Source organism: Paenibacillus intestini (genome assembly GCF_030803945.1).
Classification (GTDB): domain Bacteria; phylum Bacillota; class Bacilli; order Paenibacillales; family Paenibacillaceae; genus Paenibacillus; species Paenibacillus polysaccharolyticus.
Window position 1 is genome coordinate 320,638 of record NZ_JAURUN010000001.1, and the last position, 20,512, is coordinate 341,149.

Consider the following 20,512-nt stretch of genomic DNA (forward strand, 5'->3'; position numbering starts at 1 on the left):
GTTGTTCAAACAAGGAGATGACAAAATGGTACAGAGAGGACCGAGTCAACCCGAGGAAGTGATCGACTCATCGTGTGAACAAGATAAGTTTAAGCGGCTACCGCTATCCGAAACTTCAACTAAGAAACCAGAAACCTTTCATGCAGAAACAATCATTGTGGGCGGTGGAGTCATAGGCTGTGCGATTGCTTTTGAACTGGCATCCCGAGGTCAGGAAGTACTGCTTGTTGAGCAGTCGGAGATTGCTAGCGGAGCTTCATGTGCAGCTGCCGGCATGCTGGCAGCAGATAGTGAGGATTTTGCTCATCCACTCATGGCACAAGCCGCATATGACAGTAGGGAATTACTTCATAAGCACAAAGAGCAAATATCCGCTTTAACAGGTATGGATCTTGGCTTACGGCGCAACGGATTTATCACACCGTTTCGTTCATACGGTGATCTAAGTAAATACAAGGATAGACGAAATACCACTTCCGGAGTGCAGCAACTTTGGTGGGATCGAAGCACAGTGCAACGAGAAGCGTTGTGGTTGAATCGGGATACGTACGGCGCTTATTACCGATCATTGGAGAGCGAAGTGTTGCCCGTGTCATTGACAAGAGCTTATGCGAGGTCAGCTGAAATGATGGGTGCCCGCATTTTGGAAGGAGTTCAAGATGTTCAGCTGATCGTAGATAAGCATGGTGTTCAAGGGATTAAAACGGCTAAGGGAGAGATGTGTTGCAAACATATTATCATAGCTGCTGGTTTACACGGGGAGCAACTCATGCATCAAGTGGGGATCGTTTTGCCTTCAAGTCCGGTGAAAGGTGAAATTATGGCCGTTCGGTTTACTACAGATCAGGCTGGAGGCAGACCCGATCGCACGGTATATGCAGAAGATGTCTATATTGTTCCGAAAGCAAACGGAGAGGTATGGATCGGAGCAACCAGTTTGCCAGGAAGAAAAGATCACAGCGTATCGGCAAATAGTATGCAACGATTGATTGGAGCGGCAAGTTATTGGGTTCCGGGAATCAAGGAGGCGGACTTTGTGCGGGCATGGGCAGGTATAAGACCTTCCACCCCTGATGGGCTGCCGTATATAGGCAAATGTGAAGGGATTTCGGGCTTGTATGCAGCGTATGGACATTTTCGTAATGGGATATTGCTTAGTGCAATAACAGGTCGCTGGATCGCAGACATGGTAGAGGGCAAGAGTGCCGAAGAGATCGGGATCGAAGCATTTTCGCCTGAACGATTGAACAGAAAGGGGGTTATGTCGTGAACATTATCGTGAACGGGCAAAAGATGGAGGTTGACGACGGGTTAAATCGTGTCGACAAATTACTGCAATCATTTAACTTACAAGTGAAAACCGTGGTGGTTGAGTTGAATCGCAATATTTTGACCAAAGATCACCATGGAACAACAACACTAAGAGAAGGAGATCGGATTGAGATTGTTCATTTCGTCGGAGGCGGCTAAGCAAAGTGATTCACAGGCGTGGTTGAATCTTGTTGATGGAGTAGTTGGTAGTTGAAACTTGCTAAAACCTAGGAGGTTGAATGATGTTAACGATTGGTAAATATTCGTTTGAGTCAAGGTTGTTGCTTGGAACAGGCAAGTTCAGCGATATGGAAGTACAGAGTCAGGCTGTGGAAGCTTCAGGTACCCAGGTGCTGACCTTTGCTGTACGTCGTCTGAATCTGGAGGAGGCGGGCAAGCAACACTTTCTGGATACGCTGGATCTGAGCAAATACACATTGCTACCCAATACGGCGGGTGCTTCGACTGCGGAAGAAGCCGTAAGGATCGCTGAGCTTGCGCGAGCTTCGGGGCTTTGTGATATGATAAAAGTCGAAGTCATCGGAGACGGAGTAACGTTACTCCCTGATCCGCTTGAAACGTACAAGGCCTGTAGCATTTTGCTCGAAAAAGGATTCACCGTGTTGCCCTATATTTCGGACGACGTTATTTTAGCTAAACGGCTTCAATTGCTTGGTGTACATGCAGTCATGCCTGGAGCTTCGCCAATTGGAGCAGGTAGAGGGATCATTAACCCTTATAATCTCGAAATCATCATAGAGCAAGCGGCAGTGCCTGTTATTGTAGATGCAGGGTTACGCTCTCCCAAAGATGCCGCTTATGCCATGGAACTTGGGGCGGATGGTGTATTGCTTAACACAGCCGTATCTGGATCAGATGATCCGGTTGCCATGGCAAAAGCGATGCGGCTCGGGGTCGAAGCGGGCAGACTGGCGTATACGGCAGGCATGATTCCGGTGAAACGTTATGCAGCAGCTAGCAGTCCGGTGGAAGGAATGGTTCATACATGACAGATCAGTTACATCATGCGGAGCAGAGCGATCGTTATTCCAGACAGGAACGATATGCTCCGCTCGGCAAAGAAGGTCAAGCGAGGTTAAAAGACAGCAAAGTTTTAATTATCGGAGCCGGCGCACTTGGAACAGGTATTGCAGAAACGCTAGTGCGTTCCGGTGTCGGGCAAATTACCATTGTAGATCGGGACTATGTGGAGTGGAGCAACCTCCAGCGGCAACAACTTTATGTTGAACAGGATGCGATTGAGCGCATGCCCAAAGCGATGGCGGCTGTCAAACGTTTAACAGAAATCAATTCAAGCGTTCGCATCGAAGCCAAAGTGATGGATGTGCGCGTGGATGAACTTGAAGAGCTAGTGGAGCATACCGATTTAATCATGGATGCAACGGATAATTTTGATACAAGATTACTGATTAATGATATGGCACAGAAACACAATATACCTTGGATATACGGAGGATGTGTGGGTAGCTATGGCATTACGTATACGTTTTTGCCTGGCGAAACACCTTGCTTAAACTGCCTCTTAGGAGAAGTACCACTTGGTGGGGATACTTGTGATACGTCGGGCATCATTCCTCAAGCGGTGCAGATGGTGACAGCCAATCAGACAGCGGAAGCGATGAAGTTGCTAAGTGGTAACACAGCTACTCTTCGGCGTAAATTGTTGTCATTTGATGTGTGGAGGAACGAGTACATATCCATTAATGTAGATGGGGCAAAAAAGCAAGAATGTGCATCATGTAGCCCAGCAGCTACGTACCCGTTTCTTTCTGCATCCAATCTGGAGAAAACCGATGTGTTATGTGGTAGGGATACTGTTCAGATTCGTCCTGCGCGCCGCATACAACTGGACCTTCCGCAGACAGCAGATCGATTGGAACGGCTTGGTGAAGGAAAAGTGGAAATGAATCCTTTTCTGGTGTCATTCACAACAGGTCAACATCGGTTGGTCATTTTTCAGGATGGTCGTGTCCTTGTTCATGGCACAAAAGATACGTCTGAAGCGCGTACGCTGGTTCATCGATATTTTGGATAAACCACATCAATTACTTGTAATATCAAAACTCATGCATTGACAAAGTCTGTTCCCCGCGGGGATGGACTTTTTCTTTTTATGGCATCCTAACGGTACAATCCATGCCAAGTAGCAACGGAAACCAGACGGGCCGGGTGAGAAATGATGAAAACAGCTATCATATTAGTGGGTACTGGGGATTTAGTGGGCCGTATAGAGCGTATCATGCAAGACGAGGGTTATGAGGTGAAGCATGTAGAATGGTATGAGTTGAACGACATAGAGGACTTTAGGGCTGTTCGTCCGCATTTGATTATTTTGGTGGATCGAGAGTCTGAGGATATGCATCAGAGTGAACAGGATAAAATTGCATTGAAGCGGTGGATGAATCCTAGTGTATCCACGCCTCTAATCGTAATTATTCCTGAAGTTTCGCCGCAACGGGTCATTGATTGGCTTGATTTTGGAGCGAATGATGTAATGGAGGAGCCTCTTCATTGGAAGGTTATGCTTGCGAGAATTCGTAGCCTGCTCCGGTTGTTTGCCAGTGCTTCCCATGAAGGTGAGGAAATGATTATAGTTCAAGACCTCAGAATTAATCTGCGTTCGCGTAGAGTGAGTCGTGGAGGGCAATATTTGAACCTGACCCCGAAAGAATATGAATTATTGGAGTTTTTAGCCTTGCATTTGAATGAAGCCTGCACACGGGGAGATATTTTGCGCGATGTGTGGGGATATGAGTTTGCCATGGATACGAACGTTGTTGATGTTTACATTAAACACCTACGGGTGAAAGTGGATAAAGGCAGAGAGGTGAAGTTAATCCAGACGGTTCGAGGGATAGGTTATATGTTGGTGGATAGCTGATTTTTAAATATTCCACCATTCTCCAGTTTGAAACAAGGATTAATCCGGGTATTTAAAGGATAGGATGATATGAAAAAACCGGATCAATTGATCCGGTCGTCAGTTTAAATTATAAAGGCAGATGGACTAAAGGACGCGGCGAGCTGTAATGTAAGTTCTTTTCCACGTACCGGAGTTCAGATCAGACAGGGTTACACCTGGAGAGCCGTACGTGTGAAGAATTTTACCGTTTCCAGCATACACACCAACGTGAGTAATGTTAGAACCCGTAGAGCGGCTGCCGCTCGAGAAGAACACCATGTCACCAACACGAAGGTTGGCTTTAGAGACGAATTTACCTTCTTTGGATTGTTGTACGGAAGTGCGCGGAAGATCTACACCATATTTTTTGAAAATGTACTTCATAAAAGAAGAACAGTCAAAGTATCTGGTTGTCGTTGTTGAAGCACCAAATTTATATGGAGTTCCAGTGAATTTTTTACCATAGTTTACAATTTGCTGTCCTGTTGATACGGATGCCGTTGCGGCTTGTGCAACAGGTGCATTTGTCATTAATACAGCTCCAAAACCTAGTGTAGCGCACAACCCGACGGTTACGGCCTTTTGGATGAAGAAGTTTGTTTTCATGTAGTTAGTACCTCCAAAATTCGTTTTCGTTAAGTTGCTAGAGCGAGTATAACAGGTTTGTAACACCCTAGAAATTGGATACATAAGCAAAAAGGTTGATAGGACAGTACTTTAGATGTAATTATTAAAATACGATTAAAAATGTCAAAAAATTAATCATTGACGAATCCAGAAATAACTATAAAACAAAAATCCCCTTGATAATCAAGGGGATTTCTTCATTTAATTTGATTTAGGAAACAAAATAACAGGTTACAAAAACGTAATAATTAAGCGTTGAGCTTTAGGTTTTGACTCGTATTAACTTAAAAATGCCTTACTAATATAGTATTTAGTGTTCAGTCTTTGCTTTGAATAATAAGTAACAGGCCGCTATCAATCGTAACTGTGCCTGACTTGTCCAATAGCTTGTTACTGATCCCTAAGGATTGTCCCATACGTATAGTAGCGTGATCCAAAGGGTACATGAATCCTTCCAGGCATATCCCTGTGACCTCATGTGTTAATGGAAGCAAAGAGACATAGGTAAAACCGCGTTGTTCGACAACAGCACTTGAAGTGGTTAACGTCATATAATTGTGCTCATCCTGAAGCGCACAAGAGATATGATGTTGCATAGCACGAACCATGATATGAACATTGGCGAGAGTGTGATCCATTCGTGTGCCCGTTGCGCCAAAGATGAGAATATGAGTAGGTTCATGATCCAGAGCTGTTTCAAATGCCATTTCGGTATCTGTCAAATCTTTATGGATCGGATCACAAGCAATGAATTCTACACTGTTACTGTTTACGATCTCTCGTTCTTCTTCCGTTATAGAATCGAAGTCGCCCACTGCGATGTGCGGTTGGATACCATGTTCGATTAAATACAAGGCTCCGCGGTCTGCCGCAATAATAACGTCATCGGGCTGAATCTCCTGAAGGAATTCCTGCGTGAGTTGACCACCTGTGAAGATGACAATACGTTTATAATCCATTCTATTTCATCCTTCCTTATTTATAGAGGGACACCATTTGATTTTCTAATTGAAGCTAAATCCTGCGCTAAGCTATAAAACTATACACCAAACCAGTATAATCGACAAAATGTGGTTGCACAATTTCCGTACTCGCGGATACAATGGGGAGAGCGACATGGAGATGACTTGAAAAGTGAGGTTTGAACAGGTTGGACTTACACATTTTTGAAGTATTCAGCATTATAGGTACGATCGCATTTGCAATGTCCGGTGCATTTGTAGCTATGGAAGAGGAATATGATATTTTGGGTGTATTGGTACTTGGGCTTGTGACAGCATTCGGAGGCGGAGTGATCCGGAATGTGCTTATTGGCGTGCCTGTAACAACATTATGGAGTCAGGGCTCGTTAATCATGCTTGCGCTGGTTTCTGTAGCTGTTGCTTTTGTATTGCCCTTGAAGTGGATTAGTCACTGGAAACGGACTGAAGCTTTGTTTGATGCAATTGGACTGGCTGCTTTTGCAATTCAGGGCGGATTGTATGCGGCTAATATGGGTCATCCCATCAGTGCTGTAATCGTTGCAGCTGTACTGACGGGAATTGGCGGAGGAATCATTCGGGATCTTCTTGCCGGACGTAAACCGCTTGTTCTTCGTGATGAGATCTATGCGGTATGGGCAATGGCAGCGGGGTTTGCCATCGGAATGGGCTGGTTTACAACAAACATTGGTTTGCTGATCTGTTTTGCAACAGTTGTCTTTTTCCGGATGTGTTCTGTACACTACAAATGGAAGCTGCCGCGCCGCTCGTTGACGCCTAACGAAACCGTCGTTTTGAAGCCGGAGAAACTTATTCCGCAACATGCACCATCCGTAATTCAAGGTACTTTGAGCAAGGGGGAGTAACTTATCATGATTAACGTTGTATTTGTATGTCTCGGTAACATTTGCAGATCCCCTATGGCGGAAGCAGTAATGCGTCATAAAGTGATGGAGAAGGGGCTTGGCGAACAGATTCGGATTGATTCGGCTGGTACAGGCAACTGGCATGTGGGCAAACCTCCGCATGAGGGTACCCGTAAGTTGCTTGATGGTTATCAAATCTCTTATGCCAACATGACAGCAAGACAATTTGTGAGTGCAGACTTCACTGAATTTGATTACATTATATGTATGGATAATTCCAATGCAGAGAATGTACGTAGCCTGCCAGGTGGAGAAGAGGCAGAGATTATCAAGTTCATGGATTTGCTACCGAACGAAAAGCTGAGAGAAGTGCCTGATCCGTATTATACAGGGAACTTTGAAGAAGTGTACGAGCTGGTGAACGCAGGTTGCGATGTCTTGCTGAACAGAATCCAAGAAGAGCATCCTTTAACCTGATTTTAATTAGATAAAATACAAGCCAAGCTTGAGTAGCTCATTATTATTGGTGAAATGGCAAAGAAGCAGGAACGGAACGAATTAGAACTCCTGCTTCTTTTTCAGGGCATGAATGTAAGCGGTAACAACGTATTGTCCAAAAAATCGTAAAAAGAAAAGCGGCTATGCAGCCGCCTGTTCAACGAAATATTTAATTGTAGCTAGAACCTTTTAGCCATTCCTGCATTAACTTTTTGAGACAATCTTCTATTAACCTTCTTGTAAAAAGTAAAGCAAGGCATCAGGCAGTTCCTTTTGCCAGAAGCCCCATTGGTGATTCCCGTCTTTTTCCTGATAGGAGACGAGAGCACCACGTTTTTCCAGCAAATCACGAGTATCCCGGCTCAGCTGTACAAAATCATACGTTCCGGTATCGGCTTCAAAGGCCGTCTCCTGCAAACCAACAATCATCCAGATCGACAACCAGGACAAGTCTTCGGCTGCAGCATAGATTTCCTGAGAAGCGGAGTAGAAGGCGCCAGACATGCTGATAACGCGGGTGAACAACTCAGGATATTTCAGTGCAAGATGCAATGAAACACTGCCTCCCAATGAATCACCAGCAAGAACACGTTCCTGCGGAGAGCGCCTTACAGGATATTTCTCTTCGACATAGGGAATAATCTCTTCTGCAAAGCACTTCGTATAAGCTTCAAACCGACTGCCAAAGGGAGCGTACTCCTGCGTCCTTACAGAGACGTCCACTTGAACCCCTACAATAATGAAAGGTTCGGCGCCTTCATCCAAAATGATGCGGTTAGCTGTGGTAGCGATTCGGCCAAAGTTGAAAAACTCTTCGCCATCCTGACAGTAAACGACAGGGTAGCTAAGCAGTTCGTTATAGCCTGGGGGGAGATAAATACGTAAGGTTCGTTTCTCGCCGAGATAACGGCTTTCAATCTCTTCCTTAACAATTGTACGTTTCAAATAGCGGGAATCCGTCATAAAACGTCACCTTTCCGGGTTATTTTTGCATTCACCCGCGCAATACGGTAAGATTAACCTGGTGCGGGGATGGGTCAAACACGCAATCATGTATTATGCTGTTATACCAATATTAAACCCCTGTTATACATACAATCCAAAAGGAAACATAAAAATATTACGGATTTCTTTGACGTATGCAGTGAAACAGGTGTATAATAATAATATAACAGCGGAACTTGATATTCAAATTTTTTGTTGAGGTGAAGAAAAAAATGAGCAAGGTTCCTTATGAAGTATACACGGAGGATGTAGAAGCTCTGTCCGTGCTGTCTCCTGACGGCGAAATTGTTAACAAAGACATGATGCCTAAGCTTTCCGACGATCAATTAAAAGAAATTATGTATCGCATGGTATTTACCCGTACTTGGGATGACCGTGCAGTAAACCTTGGCCGTCAAGGTCGTCTTGGTTTCTATGCTCCAGTATCTGGTCAAGAAGCTACAATGGTTGGTAGTGAATTTGCAATTGAAAAAGAAGACTTTGTATGTCCTGGCTATCGTGACATTCCGCAACTCGTATGGCATGGACTTCCTCTTTATCAAGCATTCTTGTACTCCCGTGGACACCAACATGGTGGACAAATTCCGGACGGCGTTAACGTTTTGATGCCGCAAATCATCATTGGAGCTCAAATTCTGCACGCAATGGGTATTGCTATGGGTTACAAATTGAAGAAACAAAAACAAGTGGTTATCACTTACACAGGTGATGGCGGATCTTCCGAAGGTGACTTCTATGAAGGTCTGAACTACGCTGGTGTTTACAAACTGCCAGTTATCTTCTTTGTACAAAACAATGGTTATGCCATCACAACTCCTTTTGCTAAACAAACAGCAGCTCTGTCCATCGCTCATAAAGCGGTAGCAGCAGGGATCAAAGGTGTTAAAGTTGACGGTATGGACATCTTCGCTGTTATCAAAGCGGTTCAGGAAGCTGCTGAACGCGGACGTAACGGAGAAGGCGCTACTTTGATCGAAGCGGTAACTTATCGTTTCCGTCCACACTCCCTTTCTGATGATGCTTCCAAGTATCGTACGAAAGAAGAAGAGGCTGAGTGGAGCGAAAAAGATCCAATCGCACGTTTCGCTAAATATCTGGAGAAAAAAGGTCTGTGGACTGAAGAAGATACAGCACGTGTGAAAGAAGAAGCAAAAGCAAAAGTGAACGAAGAGATCAAAAAAGCGGAAAAAACCGAGAAAATGACGATTTCAGGCTTGATCGACAGCATGTTCGAACAAACGCCTAAGCACTTGGAAGAGCAAAAAGCTGATTTCCAATAAGTTTTTTCCGATAAAGCATAAACATCCGGCGCCGGTACTGGTGTCTCGGTATACATGTATGAATTCAAATGTGAACTGTCAATGTTTAAGGAGGAAATGAAGCAAATGGCACAATTGAACATGAAAGAAGCAATTCGTGATGCGCTTCGCGTAGAGTTGAAACGTGATCCTAACGTTCTGCTTTTCGGTGAAGACGTAGGTAATGTAGGCGGCGTTTTCCGTGTAACGGAAGGCTTGCAAAAAGAGTTTGGCGAAGAGCGTGTATTTGATACACCACTGGCTGAATCCGCAATCGGCGGTCTGGCTGTAGGTTTGGGTATTCAAGGCTTCCGTCCGGTAGCTGAGATTCAATTCGTAGGTTTTATCTTCGAAGCCCTTGACCAAATGGTAGTTCAAGCTGCTCGTATGCGTTTCCGCTCTGGCGGCAAATACAATTCTCCGATCGTATTCCGTACACCATTCGGTGGCGGCGTAAAAGCGGCAGAATTGCACACAGACTCTCTGGAAGGTTTGCTCACGCAAACTCCGGGTATTAAAGTGGTAGTTCCTTCTAACCCTTACGATGCAAAAGGTCTGATGATCGCTTCCATCCGTGACAACGATCCAGTATTCTTCATGGAGCACTTGAACCTGTACCATGCTTTCCGTGCAGAAGTTCCTGAAGAAGACTATGTTGTTGAACTGGGTAAAGCGAACGTTGTTCGTGAAGGTTCCGATGTTACTATCGTTACTTACGGTATGATGGTTCATACTTCTGTAAAAGCTGCAGAAGAGCTTGAAAAACAAGGGATCAAAGTTGAAGTGATCGACCTTCGTACGATCAGCCCGATCGATATCGATACCGTTGTTGCTTCCGTTAAGAAAACAAGCCGTGCAATCGTTGTACAAGAAGCTCAAAAGAGCGCAGGTGTTGCAGCTGAAGTCATTGCACAAATCAATGAAAAAGCAATCCTGCACTTGGAAGCACCGGTTCTGCGTGTAGCTGGCCCGGATACGGTATATCCTTTTGCACAAATCGAAGATACATGGTTGCCTAACCCGGCGCGTATCGTTGCTGCGGTTAACAAAGTCATGAACTTCTAATTCAATCATCTGACATGCCGCAAGGCGCAGTATGGTGATTCACATCGTAGCGCAAGCTGCACTGTAAACAGCCATTAGTCCCTTGATTGACAGTTATTTGCGCTCGCAGTAACAGTTGGTTTTTGGAGCTAAGGGTTGTTTTCAGGATGGAGCAAATAATCAAGGAGGTTTTTCAGTTGGCTAAATTTGAATATAAATTCCCTGAACTGGGCGAAGGCCTTCACGAAGGCGAAATCATCAAGATGCACATCAAAGTCGGGGACAAAGTAACTGACGACGATATCATCATGGAAGTACAGAACGACAAAGCGGTTGTTGAAGTTCCTTGTCCGGTTAACGGAACAGTAACTGAAGTTTTCGCTAAAGACGGTCAAGTCTGCCACGTTGGTGAAGTTGTAGCGGTTATCGATGCAGAAGGCGAACTGCCTGAACAAGACGACGCTCCTGCTGAAGACCAAGGTGCACAAGAGAAAGAAGCAGCACAAGGTGGAGCTGATACTAGCGGTTCTTCTGCGGCAGCTTCAAGCTCCAATGCAGCTCAAGAAGGCGGCAACAACAGCGTTCCTGCAGTTCCTGCAAAAGACGTTTTGGCTACGCCAAGCGTTCGCAAATTTGCTCGTGAGCAAGGTGTAGACATCGCTCAGGTTAACGGCACTGGCAACAACGGTAAAGTAACCAAAGAAGATGTGGAATCCTTCAAAAACGGTGGCGGATCTTCCGCAGCGGCAACTTCTTCCGAAGCTCCAGCTCAAGAAGAGAAAAAATCTGCAGCACCTGCAGCTGCAGCGGCTGATCAACGCCTTGAAGAAGAGCGCGTACCTTTCAAAGGTATCCGTAAAGCGATCTCCAATGCAATGGTTAAATCGGCTTACACTGCACCTCACGTTACAATCATGGACGAAGTGGACGTAACTGAACTGGTTGCATTCCGTACTCGCATGAAACCAATCGCAGAGAAAAAAGGCACTAAAGTGACTTACTTGCCATTCATCGTTAAAGCATTGGTTGCAGCTTCCCGTCAATTCCCAGCGTTGAACGCAATGATTGATGAAGAAGCAAATGAAATTGTGTACAAAAAATATTACAATATCGGTATCGCTACAGATACAGACAACGGCCTGATCGTTCCTGTAATCAAAGATGCTGATCGTAAATCCATCTGGATGATCGCTGATTCCATTCGTGATCTGGCAGCTCGCGGACGCGATGGCAAACTGAGCGCGAATGAAATGAGAGGAAGCACAATCTCCATCAGTAACATCGGTTCTGCTGGCGGTATGTTCTTCACTCCAATCATCAACTTCCCAGAAGTTGCTATCTTGGGTACAGGACGCATCAGCGAAAAAGCTGTTATCAAAAACGGCGAAGTTGTTGCAGCACCTGTAATGGCATTGTCCTTGAGTTTCGACCACCGTATCATCGATGGCGCAACAGCACAAAACTTTATGAATTACATTAAACAGCTGCTCGCTAACCCTGAGTTGCTTGTTATGGAGGTGTAAGATATGGTAGTAGGCGACGCTTCTCTCAATATCGACACATTAGTAATTGGTGCAGGACCTGGCGGCTATGTAGCTGCCATCCGCGCTGCACAACTGGGCCAAAGCGTATTGATCGTAGACAAATCCGAGCTGGGCGGCGTATGTTTGAACCGTGGATGTATCCCATCCAAAGCTCTGATCTCTGCTGCACATCAATATGAGTCTGCTCTTCACGGCGAAGCTTTCGGTATCTCCGCCGAGAACGTAAAAGTAGATTTTGCTAAAACTCAAGAATTCAAAAACGGCGTTGTTAAGAAAATGACTGGCGGCGTAGCTGGTTTGCTCAAAGGCAACAAAGTTGAAGTTTTCAACGGTGAGTGCATGTTCATCAACGAAAACGAAGCTCGTGTATTCAACGATCACGAGTCACCACGTTACAAATTCAAAAATGCAATCATTGCAACAGGTTCCCGTCCAATCGAACTTAAACCTTTCCCGTTTGGCGGACGCATCTTGTCTTCGACAGAAGCATTGAACTTGCCTGAAGTACCAAAAAGCATGATCGTAATCGGTGGCGGTTATATCGGCGCTGAGCTTGGTCAAATGTACTCCAAATTCGGTGCTAAAGTAACAATCATCGAAGGTTTGGATACGGTACTGCCAGGTTTCGATAAAGACATGACTAGCCTTGTAGCTAAAAACATGAAGAAAACAGGCATCGAAATCGTAACGGGTGCAAAAGCGGAAAGCGCTGAGCAAACGGATAAAGATGTAACTGTTAAATATTCTGTAAATGGTGAATCCAAAGAAGTAACTGCAGATTACCTGCTCGTTACTGTAGGACGTCGTCCTAATACAGACGGAGAACTCGGTCTTGATATGATCGGTGTTGACGTTGATGAGCGCGGATTCGTTAAAGTTGACCACCAAGGTCGCACTAGCATCCCGCACATCTTCGCAATTGGTGATATCGTATCTGGTCTTGCTTTGGCACACAAAGCTTCTTATGAAGGTAAAGTGGCTGCAGAAGCAATCGCTGGACAACCATCTGTAGTTGACTACAAATGTATGCCAGCTGTTGTATTCACAGATCCTGAGTGCTCCAGCGTAGGTTACACGGAGAAAGAAGCAAAAGAAAAAGGTTACAAAGTAAAAGCAGGTAAATTCCCTTACGCGGGTAATGGCCGTGCAGTATCTTTGAACCATGCTGAAGGCTTCGTGAAAATCGTTGCTGACGAAGAAAGTGGCCTTGTATTGGGTTGCCAAATCGTTGGTCTGGAAGCTTCCAACTTGATTGCTGAGCTTGGTCTTGCAATCGAGATGGGCGCAACGTTGGAAGATCTGGCGCTTACTATTCACGCTCACCCAACTTTGGGCGAAATCGTGATGGAAGCAGCGGAATTGGTAATGGGTCACCCGATCCACATCATCTCCCGCTAAGATCATCGAAGTATCGGATTCGTCCGGCATTATATGTAGATTCGAAAGAGACGAGTGGCGCTAATTGCGTTGCTTGTCTCTTTTTTTTGAGTTGTAATTGAGAAGATCAAGATATCGGTGTCCATAGAATGATAGAAGCATACACGCCTCAACTTGTTTAGCGAATTCATTTCTTCCTAGTACTCAATTGTGGTACACTTTAGTAATGAACAGACCTCTCGAAGTCTGTGGCCCAGATGGGTATGAGTGCGAAACATATATAGAGATGCGAGGAGATACCAACATGAAAAACTATCTCGATTTATTACAAGATATATTGGATAATGGGGTCCACAAAGGAGATCGTACCGGAACGGGCACACAATCCGTGTTTGGCCGACAGCTTCGTTATGATTTATCGAAAGGTTTTCCGCTTGTAACAACCAAACGAATTCACCTCAAATCCGTTATTCATGAGTTGCTATGGTTTTTGAGTGGGGATACGAATATTTCTTATCTGAAAGAAAATGGTGTGAAGATCTGGGATGACTGGGCAGACGAAAATGGCGATCTTGGACCGGTTTACGGCTCACAATGGCGGACATGGGAAGCGCCGAACGGGGAGAAAATAGATCAGATCGCTGCTGTAGTGGATTCAATCAAAAATAATCCCGATTCCCGCCGTCATCTGGTGAGTGCGTGGAATGTAGCCGAAATTAACAACATGAAATTACCGCCTTGTCATTTTGCGTTTCAGTTTTATGTGGCGGAGGGTAAACTATCTTGTATGCTGACGATGCGCTCCGTGGATACCTTCCTTGGTTTACCGTTTAATATAGCCAGTTATGCACTTCTGACACATATGATTGCACAGCAATGTGATCTGGAAGTGGGCGACTTCATCTGGTCTGGTGGTGATGTGCACATCTATTCCAATCATGTGGAGCAGGTGAAAACGCAACTAGAGCGCGAGCCTTTTGCTTTGCCTAAGCTGGTGATCAAACGTAAGCCTGATTCGATTTTTGATTACAAATTTGAAGATTTTGAATTTGAAAATTATGAACATCATCCAGGTATCAAAGCACCGATTGCAGTATAAACACAATAACGTATTCGATGAAAGGGATGTGCAGCCTTTGAGTATTGAATTGGTATGGGCAATGGGAGAGAATGGTGTGATTGGACATCATAATTCTCTTCCTTGGCGATTGCCAAAAGATATGGCTTTTTTCAAGCAACAAACGATAAACAAAACGATTATTATGGGACGTAATACGTGGGAGTCATTCGGCGGCAAGCCACTCCCTCACCGTCGTAATATTGTTGTGACTCGAGACTTGAATTATAGAGCGGATCAAGCAGAGATCGTACATACGATTGAAGAAGGTCTGAAGGCTGCTCAAGGTGAAGAACTTTGCGTAATTGGAGGTTCTCAGGTATATCGGGAGTTTCTACCGTTTGCGGATCGGCTTGTCGTCACCAAGATTCATGAGCAATTTGAGGGAGATACGTTTTTCCCGGAAGTGGACTGGAGCGAGTGGGAGTTAAAGAAGCAGATCGAAGGCGAGCAGGATGAGAAAAACGTATATCCTTTTACATTCGAGTTTTACGAGCGTAAACGTTAGAAAAACATGTAAAGACACTGAACACAGGAATTTTCCGTGAACAGTGTCTTTTTTAATATAATGTTTTGTATTGATTGTGAACAATCATGTCAAATCTTATTCCATTACATCAATATGACACATTGACTGGTGAATTTTGCATAATATACATTGGATCAACATTCGTTTATGGTCGAATAGTCTAAAAACTGTAGGGATTCAACGTTGTAAAGCTTTAAATTGAGCTTTATTTTCGTAAATGAGTATAAACTTCACTAAAAAGCTTAATTTTAATGACAATTTATCTTACATTTATATGACGTTATCGCTTTTTTTATTCTCAACTTTCGCTTGTAAAAAAACATTATACTCTGGTTTAAGACCAAATTTAAGCTATTGACCATACGTTCAGTTGAACGCTATGATGTATAAAATACAAATAATTATGCGGATAATCCATTTAATATTCAATGTCGTAAGTGCTACTATAATTGAAATATCTTTGAGTAGATTTTGTGATACAATAGACAAAAACTCAAGTAAAAGAGTAATCCATTTCATATAGAGCCATACGCATGAAGGGATTAAGACAAGAACGGATGGGGGAAACGTAAGATGTCTACACCTACTGGATTTATGGAATACAAACGGCAGCTCCCTGCCGATCGAGAGCCAGCGGAGCGCATCAAGGATTGGGAAGAGTTTCATAAACATATGGCTGAAGAAGAGCTCAGAACACAAGGTGCAAGGTGCATGGATTGTGGTACCCCTTATTGTCATACAGGTATAGATATGACTGGCGGTACGTCAGGCTGCCCGGTTCATAACCTGATTCCAGAATGGAATAATCTCGTTTATCGCGGTTTGTGGAAGGAAGCGCTGGAGCGTCTTCACAAAACGAACAATTTTCCGGAGTTTACAGGCCGTATCTGCCCAGCCCCTTGTGAAGGATCATGTACAGTGGGCCTGATTGGTCAGCCTGTAACGATCAAAACGATTGAAGAAGCCATTATTGAAAAAGGCTTCGAAGAAGGTTGGGTTGTACCACAGCCACCGGAGAAACGCACAGGTAAGCGTGTAGCTGTAGTCGGTTCAGGTCCGGCGGGACTTGCAACAGCGGCTCAATTAAACAAGGCTGGACATACGGTAACGGTATATGAACGTTCAGACCGTGTCGGCGGATTGTTGATGTACGGAATCCCTACGATGAAGCTGGATAAAAAAGTGGTACAACGCCGTGTAGATTTGCTGGCAGCTGAAGGAATTGAGTTTATTACGAATACAGAGATCGGAAAAGATATTCCGGCTGAGCAACTTGTTAATGATTATGATGCTGTTGTTCTGTGCGGCGGTGCAACCAAACCTCGTGAGTTCAACATTGAAGGTGCTGATCTTAAAGGAGTTCATTATGCAATGGATTTCCTGAATGGTAGCATCAAAAGCTTCCTGGACTCTAACCTGGAGGATGGCAACTACATCTCTGCAAAGGATAAAGATGTTATTGTAATCGGGGGCGGAGATACAGGCTCTGACTGTGTAGCTACATCGCTGCGTCACGGATGTCGCACGATCACACAATTCGGTACGCATACTCAGGCGCCGATGGAGCGTGATCCAATTAACAATCCTTGGCCACAATTTCCGAACGTATACACACTGGATTATGCACAAGAAGAAGCCAAAGCGTTGTTTGGTCAAGATCCACGTGAATTCTCCATCATGACTACCAAATTTGTGGGTGATGAAGAGGGCAATCTCAAAGAACTGCACACGATTCAAATCGAACGTATTGTCGATGAGACAGGCCGCAAGATTTATCAGCCAGTTCCAGGTACAGAGCGTGTATTCCCTGCGCAGATGGCAATGATTGCGATCGGTTTTGACGGACCGGAGCAAACGCTTGTTGAGCAGTTGGGACTTGAAACGGATCGCCGTACGAACGTGAAGGCGCGTTATGGCAAATACAACACGAACGTAGATAAAGTATTTGCAGCAGGTGACATGCGCCGTGGTCAAAGTCTAGTAGTATGGGCTATCAATGAAGGCCGTGAAGCCGCTCGTGAAGTGGATAAATATTTGATGGGCGCAACAGTACTGGTATAAACCAGTACCATTGTTCGATCTTTCTGTCTTCTTAATTTACATCATAAAGTATTTACATTATCAACAAAGCGATGAATACCCCTCGTATATGCGAGGGGTATTTGCTATATATTCTGATCAATAAACTTTCTTTAAATTTTTCCATTTCTGATGACAATGTGAATAAGAGCATTGCATTTTCTAAGATAAAGACTTATTATTAGATTATAATTATTATAAATAAGGTTGAAGTCGAATTCAATCATAATGGGAAATAGAATTTTAACTTTGACGATGCTGTCTTATAAAGATGACATTGAATTGAGTACATGATTGCAGATACGTTTAAGTAAAGATAGGTAACATAACATATAACGGAGGTGCACCCGTATGGCAAGTAATCGGGACAAGTCCATTTCAGAGCAAATTGATCAAATCAAAAGCCAATTGGTTGATAAAGGATATAAGTTAACTCAGCAACGTGAAGTGACGGTACGTGTGTTGTTGGAACATGAGAAAGATCATTTTAGCGCAGAAGAAGTATTTCTCCTGGTAAAAGAAAAGTTTCCGGAGATTGGACTCGCAACCGTTTATCGTACGCTAGAGCTACTCAGTGACTTGCAGGTTGTAGAGAAAATTAACTTCGGTGATGGAGCTGCACGTTTTGATTTGCGTAGCACAGACGGCTCTCACCATCATCATCACTTGATCTGTACGGAATGTGGAAGTGTGGAAGAAATTATGGAAGATGGATTGCTTCGATTGGAGCAACAGGTTTTGCGTCAGTATGGTTTTGCTGTGACCGATCATCGACTTGATTTTCAAGGTGTGTGTAAAGAATGCAGACAAAAACATGAGCTTGATGAGCCAGCGGCTGGTTAATTCATCCCGAATAGGTGCTCTTGAATCCAAAATCTGATATAATAAGTTTCAGAAGCAGGGGCTTCCGTCGGCGGAAGGCCCCTTTTTGCCGTCATAGTGACGGTTTAGGAGGAGAGATGGACGGATGAAGACACTGGTTATTGCGGAGAAACCCGATATGGGGAGAACCATTGCCGCCGTCATAGAACCAAAAGCCAAAAATAATCGCACGTATCTGGAAGGTGAACAGTACATTATCACCTGGGCGATTGGGCATTTGCTTGGACTGGCTGAACCGGATGCCTATGATTCGAAATACAAACGCTGGAATATTGCGGACTTGCCGATCATTCCGGATCAATTCAAAATTGTACCGAATCCGCGGACAAAGGATCAGCTCAAAATCATCGGAGAACTCGCAAAGCGTGCTTCAGCGATCGTTAACGCTTGTGATGCAGGGCGGGAAGGACAATATATTTTTGCGCTGATTCAGCAGCAATTAAAGTTGCGCCAGCCTGTAAAACGTCTGTGGATATCGGATTTGACAGCTGAAAGTATTCGGCGTGGATTTGATGGATTGAAAGATGCCGCAGAATTCGAAAATCTGACTTATGCTGCCCGTGCACGCAGTGAAGCGGACTGGCTGATTGGCATGAATGCCTCACGGGCGTTTACAACAAGGCATAATGCACTACTGTCTGTTGGACGAGTGCAAACACCTGTATTGGCTCTCATCTATGATCGTGAGATGGAGATTGAAGCGTTTCAGTCACAGACGTTCTATGAAGTGGCGGCCTGGTTTCGGCAGGAAGGTGTTGAATACCGGGGTGTACGTCAAGGAGATAAACTTACGGATGCAGCAACAGCAGAGGCTATTGCAAACAGTGTAAAGGGCAAGACAGGTCAGATTATTAAATATGAAGCCAAACAAACCAAGGAGTATCCATACCGGTTGTATGACTTGACTCTTTTACAGCGTGAAGCGAATGCGAAATTTGGCTACGGCGCGAAAAAAACACTGGATATTGCACAGGCCCTGTACGAAAAACATAAAGTGATCTCGTACCCGCGTACCAATTCCAACTATGTTACGGAGCAGAACATTGAAGGCATGCACAAAACATTGAATTTGCTCAAAAACGGAACGTACAGTGAGCTCGCTTTGGGCGCAAAGCCGGAATTGGTGCATAAAAATAATAAAGGGGTCTGCAATCCGAGCCGGGTGGAAGACCACCATGCGATTTTGCCAACACTGAAACGACCAGGGACATTGTCCAAGGAAGAACAAAATATATATGACTTAATTGTGAGACGTTTCCTGTCTCATTTCTATCCCCCCGCCGAGTATAAACAGCATACGGTACTTACGGAGGTTGAGAAACATCAGTTCAAAACGTCTGTGAAAGAACTATTATCCATCGGTTGGAAAGTAGTGCTTGGTTCTGGCGATCAGGAACAAGGTGCTTCTGGTAGGAAAAAAGCGAAGAAAAATAGCAATGAAGAAGAGGAAGCAGAGGAATGGACGGACAAAGCTTTCGCTGTACAGCCTGACTTGCCTATTCAATGTACGAAGAGCGAGTTCAAGGAGAAAGCTACTCAACCGCCCAAAAGTTATACTGAGGGCACACTGCTCAAAGCAATGGAGAGTGCAGGTAAACAGATCGAGAACGAAGAACTTCGTGATGCGATGAAGGATAGCGGTCTGGGAACCCCGGCTACACGGGCGGCTACGATCGAGCGTCTCAAAAACGTAGGTTACATTACGATGCAAGGGAAAAAGATGCAACTGACGCTGAAGGGACGAACAGCGATTGAATTAATTCGTCGTGCCGGTGTAGATTTGCTGACTTCGCCTGAGATGACGGGGCAATGGGAGCGTCGGTTACATCAGATCTCTAAAGGTGAAGCTGGACAGGACAAGTTCATGGAAAATGTCAAGAAATTCACATTATCAATCATTGAAAAAGTGCGTGTACAGGCTCCCGCTGCTGCTAATGCCTTTGGTGAAGATGCGAGAGGCAAAGGTAAGGGGAAAGCGAGAGGATCTGGCAACAAAACAGGTAACAAGGTAACGAGTAGTAGCAAAGCGACCAGGACTTCAACAGCAAACGCAGCTTCAAGTACAGGCACAACTGTGCAATCGGGTACCGCAAGTTCTGGTGTACGTGAAGTGCTTGCTTCATGTCCTTCACCTGGTTGTTCCGGGCATATTATTGAGGGCAAGAAGGGGTATGGCTGTTCCCGTTTCAAAGAAGGATGTACATTTGTCGTCTGGAAAGAATACGCTGGCAAAAAAATAACAAGCACAATGCTGAAGTCATTGGTAGAGAAGGGCAGTACGCAAGTTCTCTCATTCAAACGCAAGGATGGAAGCACGGTGAAGGCACGTATTATTTTAAAAGATGTGGTCACGGGTCAATTATCCGGTGAAAAACAGGAAGCATGATCATAGGCCGCTGTAGATTTTATAGTTGAAAGTAAAAAAAGAACCC

General features: G+C 44.5%; 19 protein-coding genes. 16 read left to right on the plus strand and 3 right to left on the minus strand.

Annotated elements, in window-relative coordinates:
* The first annotated feature begins 25 nt into the window (after nt 1–25).
* From thiO to J2T16_RS01425, 5 genes are all read left to right on the plus strand, one after another.
* The gene (gene thiO / locus J2T16_RS01405; protein ID WP_221789407.1) at nt 26–1,270 is read left to right on the plus strand and encodes a glycine oxidase ThiO; all 1,245 of its coding nucleotides are present in this window, start codon (nt 26–28) and stop codon (nt 1,268–1,270) included.
* Entirely contained in the window at nt 1,267–1,470 is a 204-nt protein-coding gene (thiS, locus tag J2T16_RS01410; RefSeq protein ID WP_145331528.1) for a sulfur carrier protein ThiS, read from the plus strand. The genes thiO and thiS overlap by 4 nt, the downstream gene beginning before the upstream one ends.
* An 83-nt stretch (nt 1,471–1,553) precedes the next feature.
* On the plus strand, nt 1,554–2,321 hold the full coding sequence (locus J2T16_RS01415) for a thiazole synthase (protein ID WP_253500075.1): 768 nt from the start codon (nt 1,554–1,556) through the stop codon (nt 2,319–2,321).
* On the plus strand, nt 2,318–3,367 hold the full coding sequence (locus J2T16_RS01420; protein WP_336120149.1) for a ThiF family adenylyltransferase: 1,050 nt from the start codon (nt 2,318–2,320) through the stop codon (nt 3,365–3,367). The genes J2T16_RS01415 and J2T16_RS01420 overlap by 4 nt, the downstream gene beginning before the upstream one ends.
* Nucleotides 3,368–3,511: 144 nt before the next feature.
* On the plus strand, nt 3,512–4,213 hold the full coding sequence (locus J2T16_RS01425; protein ID WP_499017577.1) for a winged helix-turn-helix domain-containing protein: 702 nt from the start codon (nt 3,512–3,514) through the stop codon (nt 4,211–4,213).
* 126 nt (nt 4,214–4,339) lie between these two features.
* Here the strand turns inward: J2T16_RS01425 and J2T16_RS01430 are convergent, their stop codons facing one another.
* Both J2T16_RS01430 and J2T16_RS01435 read right to left on the minus strand, forming a co-directional pair.
* Nucleotides 4,340–4,840, minus strand: coding sequence for a C40 family peptidase (locus J2T16_RS01430; RefSeq protein WP_090916703.1), 501 nt, complete (start codon nt 4,838–4,840; stop codon nt 4,340–4,342).
* A gap of 338 nt (nt 4,841–5,178) precedes the next feature.
* Nucleotides 5,179–5,820 (minus strand): thiamine diphosphokinase, encoded by a 642-nt coding sequence (locus J2T16_RS01435; RefSeq protein WP_090916701.1) that lies wholly within the window; start codon nt 5,818–5,820, stop codon nt 5,179–5,181.
* A 191-nt stretch (nt 5,821–6,011) separates the two neighbouring features.
* Between J2T16_RS01435 and J2T16_RS01440 the strand changes: the two genes are divergently transcribed.
* Together J2T16_RS01440 and J2T16_RS01445 are read left to right on the plus strand one after the other, a co-directional pair.
* Complete coding sequence (locus J2T16_RS01440; RefSeq protein WP_090916699.1) at nt 6,012–6,707, plus strand: trimeric intracellular cation channel family protein; 696 nt, start codon at nt 6,012–6,014, stop codon at nt 6,705–6,707.
* A 6-nt stretch (nt 6,708–6,713) separates the two neighbouring features.
* Nucleotides 6,714–7,184: a low molecular weight protein-tyrosine-phosphatase gene (locus J2T16_RS01445; protein ID WP_154890441.1), complete on the plus strand. Its 471-nt coding sequence runs from the start codon at nt 6,714–6,716 to the stop codon at nt 7,182–7,184.
* Between the two features lie 249 nt (nt 7,185–7,433).
* Here J2T16_RS01445 and J2T16_RS01450 read toward each other — a convergent pair whose 3' ends face one another.
* Nucleotides 7,434–8,168: an alpha/beta hydrolase gene (locus J2T16_RS01450; protein WP_154957386.1), complete on the minus strand. Its 735-nt coding sequence runs from the start codon at nt 8,166–8,168 to the stop codon at nt 7,434–7,436.
* 254 nt (nt 8,169–8,422) lie between these two features.
* Between J2T16_RS01450 and pdhA the strand changes: the two genes are divergently transcribed.
* The 9 genes from pdhA (at nt 8,423) to J2T16_RS01495 (ending at nt 20,466) form a co-directional block, all read left to right on the plus strand.
* On the plus strand, nt 8,423–9,490 hold the full coding sequence (pdhA, locus tag J2T16_RS01455) for a pyruvate dehydrogenase (acetyl-transferring) E1 component subunit alpha (RefSeq protein WP_090916691.1): 1,068 nt from the start codon (nt 8,423–8,425) through the stop codon (nt 9,488–9,490).
* Nucleotides 9,491–9,595: 105 nt separating this feature from the next.
* On the plus strand, nt 9,596–10,573 hold the full coding sequence (locus J2T16_RS01460; RefSeq protein WP_499017580.1) for an alpha-ketoacid dehydrogenase subunit beta: 978 nt from the start codon (nt 9,596–9,598) through the stop codon (nt 10,571–10,573).
* Between the two features lie 176 nt (nt 10,574–10,749).
* Nucleotides 10,750–12,075, plus strand: coding sequence for a dihydrolipoamide acetyltransferase family protein (locus J2T16_RS01465; RefSeq protein WP_308721672.1), 1,326 nt, complete (start codon nt 10,750–10,752; stop codon nt 12,073–12,075).
* A gap of 3 nt (nt 12,076–12,078) precedes the next feature.
* A complete protein-coding gene (lpdA, locus tag J2T16_RS01470; protein ID WP_123065714.1) occupies nt 12,079–13,494 on the plus strand; it encodes a dihydrolipoyl dehydrogenase in 1,416 nt (471 codons plus the stop codon).
* A gap of 283 nt (nt 13,495–13,777) precedes the next feature.
* Nucleotides 13,778–14,572, plus strand: coding sequence for a thymidylate synthase (gene thyA / locus J2T16_RS01475; RefSeq protein WP_090916685.1), 795 nt, complete (start codon nt 13,778–13,780; stop codon nt 14,570–14,572).
* A gap of 37 nt (nt 14,573–14,609) precedes the next feature.
* Nucleotides 14,610–15,098 carry a dihydrofolate reductase gene (locus tag J2T16_RS01480; RefSeq protein WP_090917302.1) on the plus strand — a complete coding sequence of 163 codons (489 nt, stop codon included), beginning with the start codon at nt 14,610–14,612 and terminating at the stop codon, nt 15,096–15,098.
* 594 nt (nt 15,099–15,692) lie between these two features.
* Nucleotides 15,693–17,180 (plus strand): glutamate synthase subunit beta, encoded by a 1,488-nt coding sequence (locus tag J2T16_RS01485; protein ID WP_154983531.1) that lies wholly within the window; start codon nt 15,693–15,695, stop codon nt 17,178–17,180.
* A gap of 369 nt (nt 17,181–17,549) precedes the next feature.
* Nucleotides 17,550–18,041 (plus strand): ferric iron uptake transcriptional regulator, encoded by a 492-nt coding sequence (fur, locus tag J2T16_RS01490; RefSeq protein ID WP_090916681.1) that lies wholly within the window; start codon nt 17,550–17,552, stop codon nt 18,039–18,041.
* Between the two features lie 124 nt (nt 18,042–18,165).
* Nucleotides 18,166–20,466: a type IA DNA topoisomerase gene (locus tag J2T16_RS01495; RefSeq protein WP_308721673.1), complete on the plus strand. Its 2,301-nt coding sequence runs from the start codon at nt 18,166–18,168 to the stop codon at nt 20,464–20,466.
* The last annotated feature ends 46 nt before the right edge of the window (nt 20,467–20,512 follow it).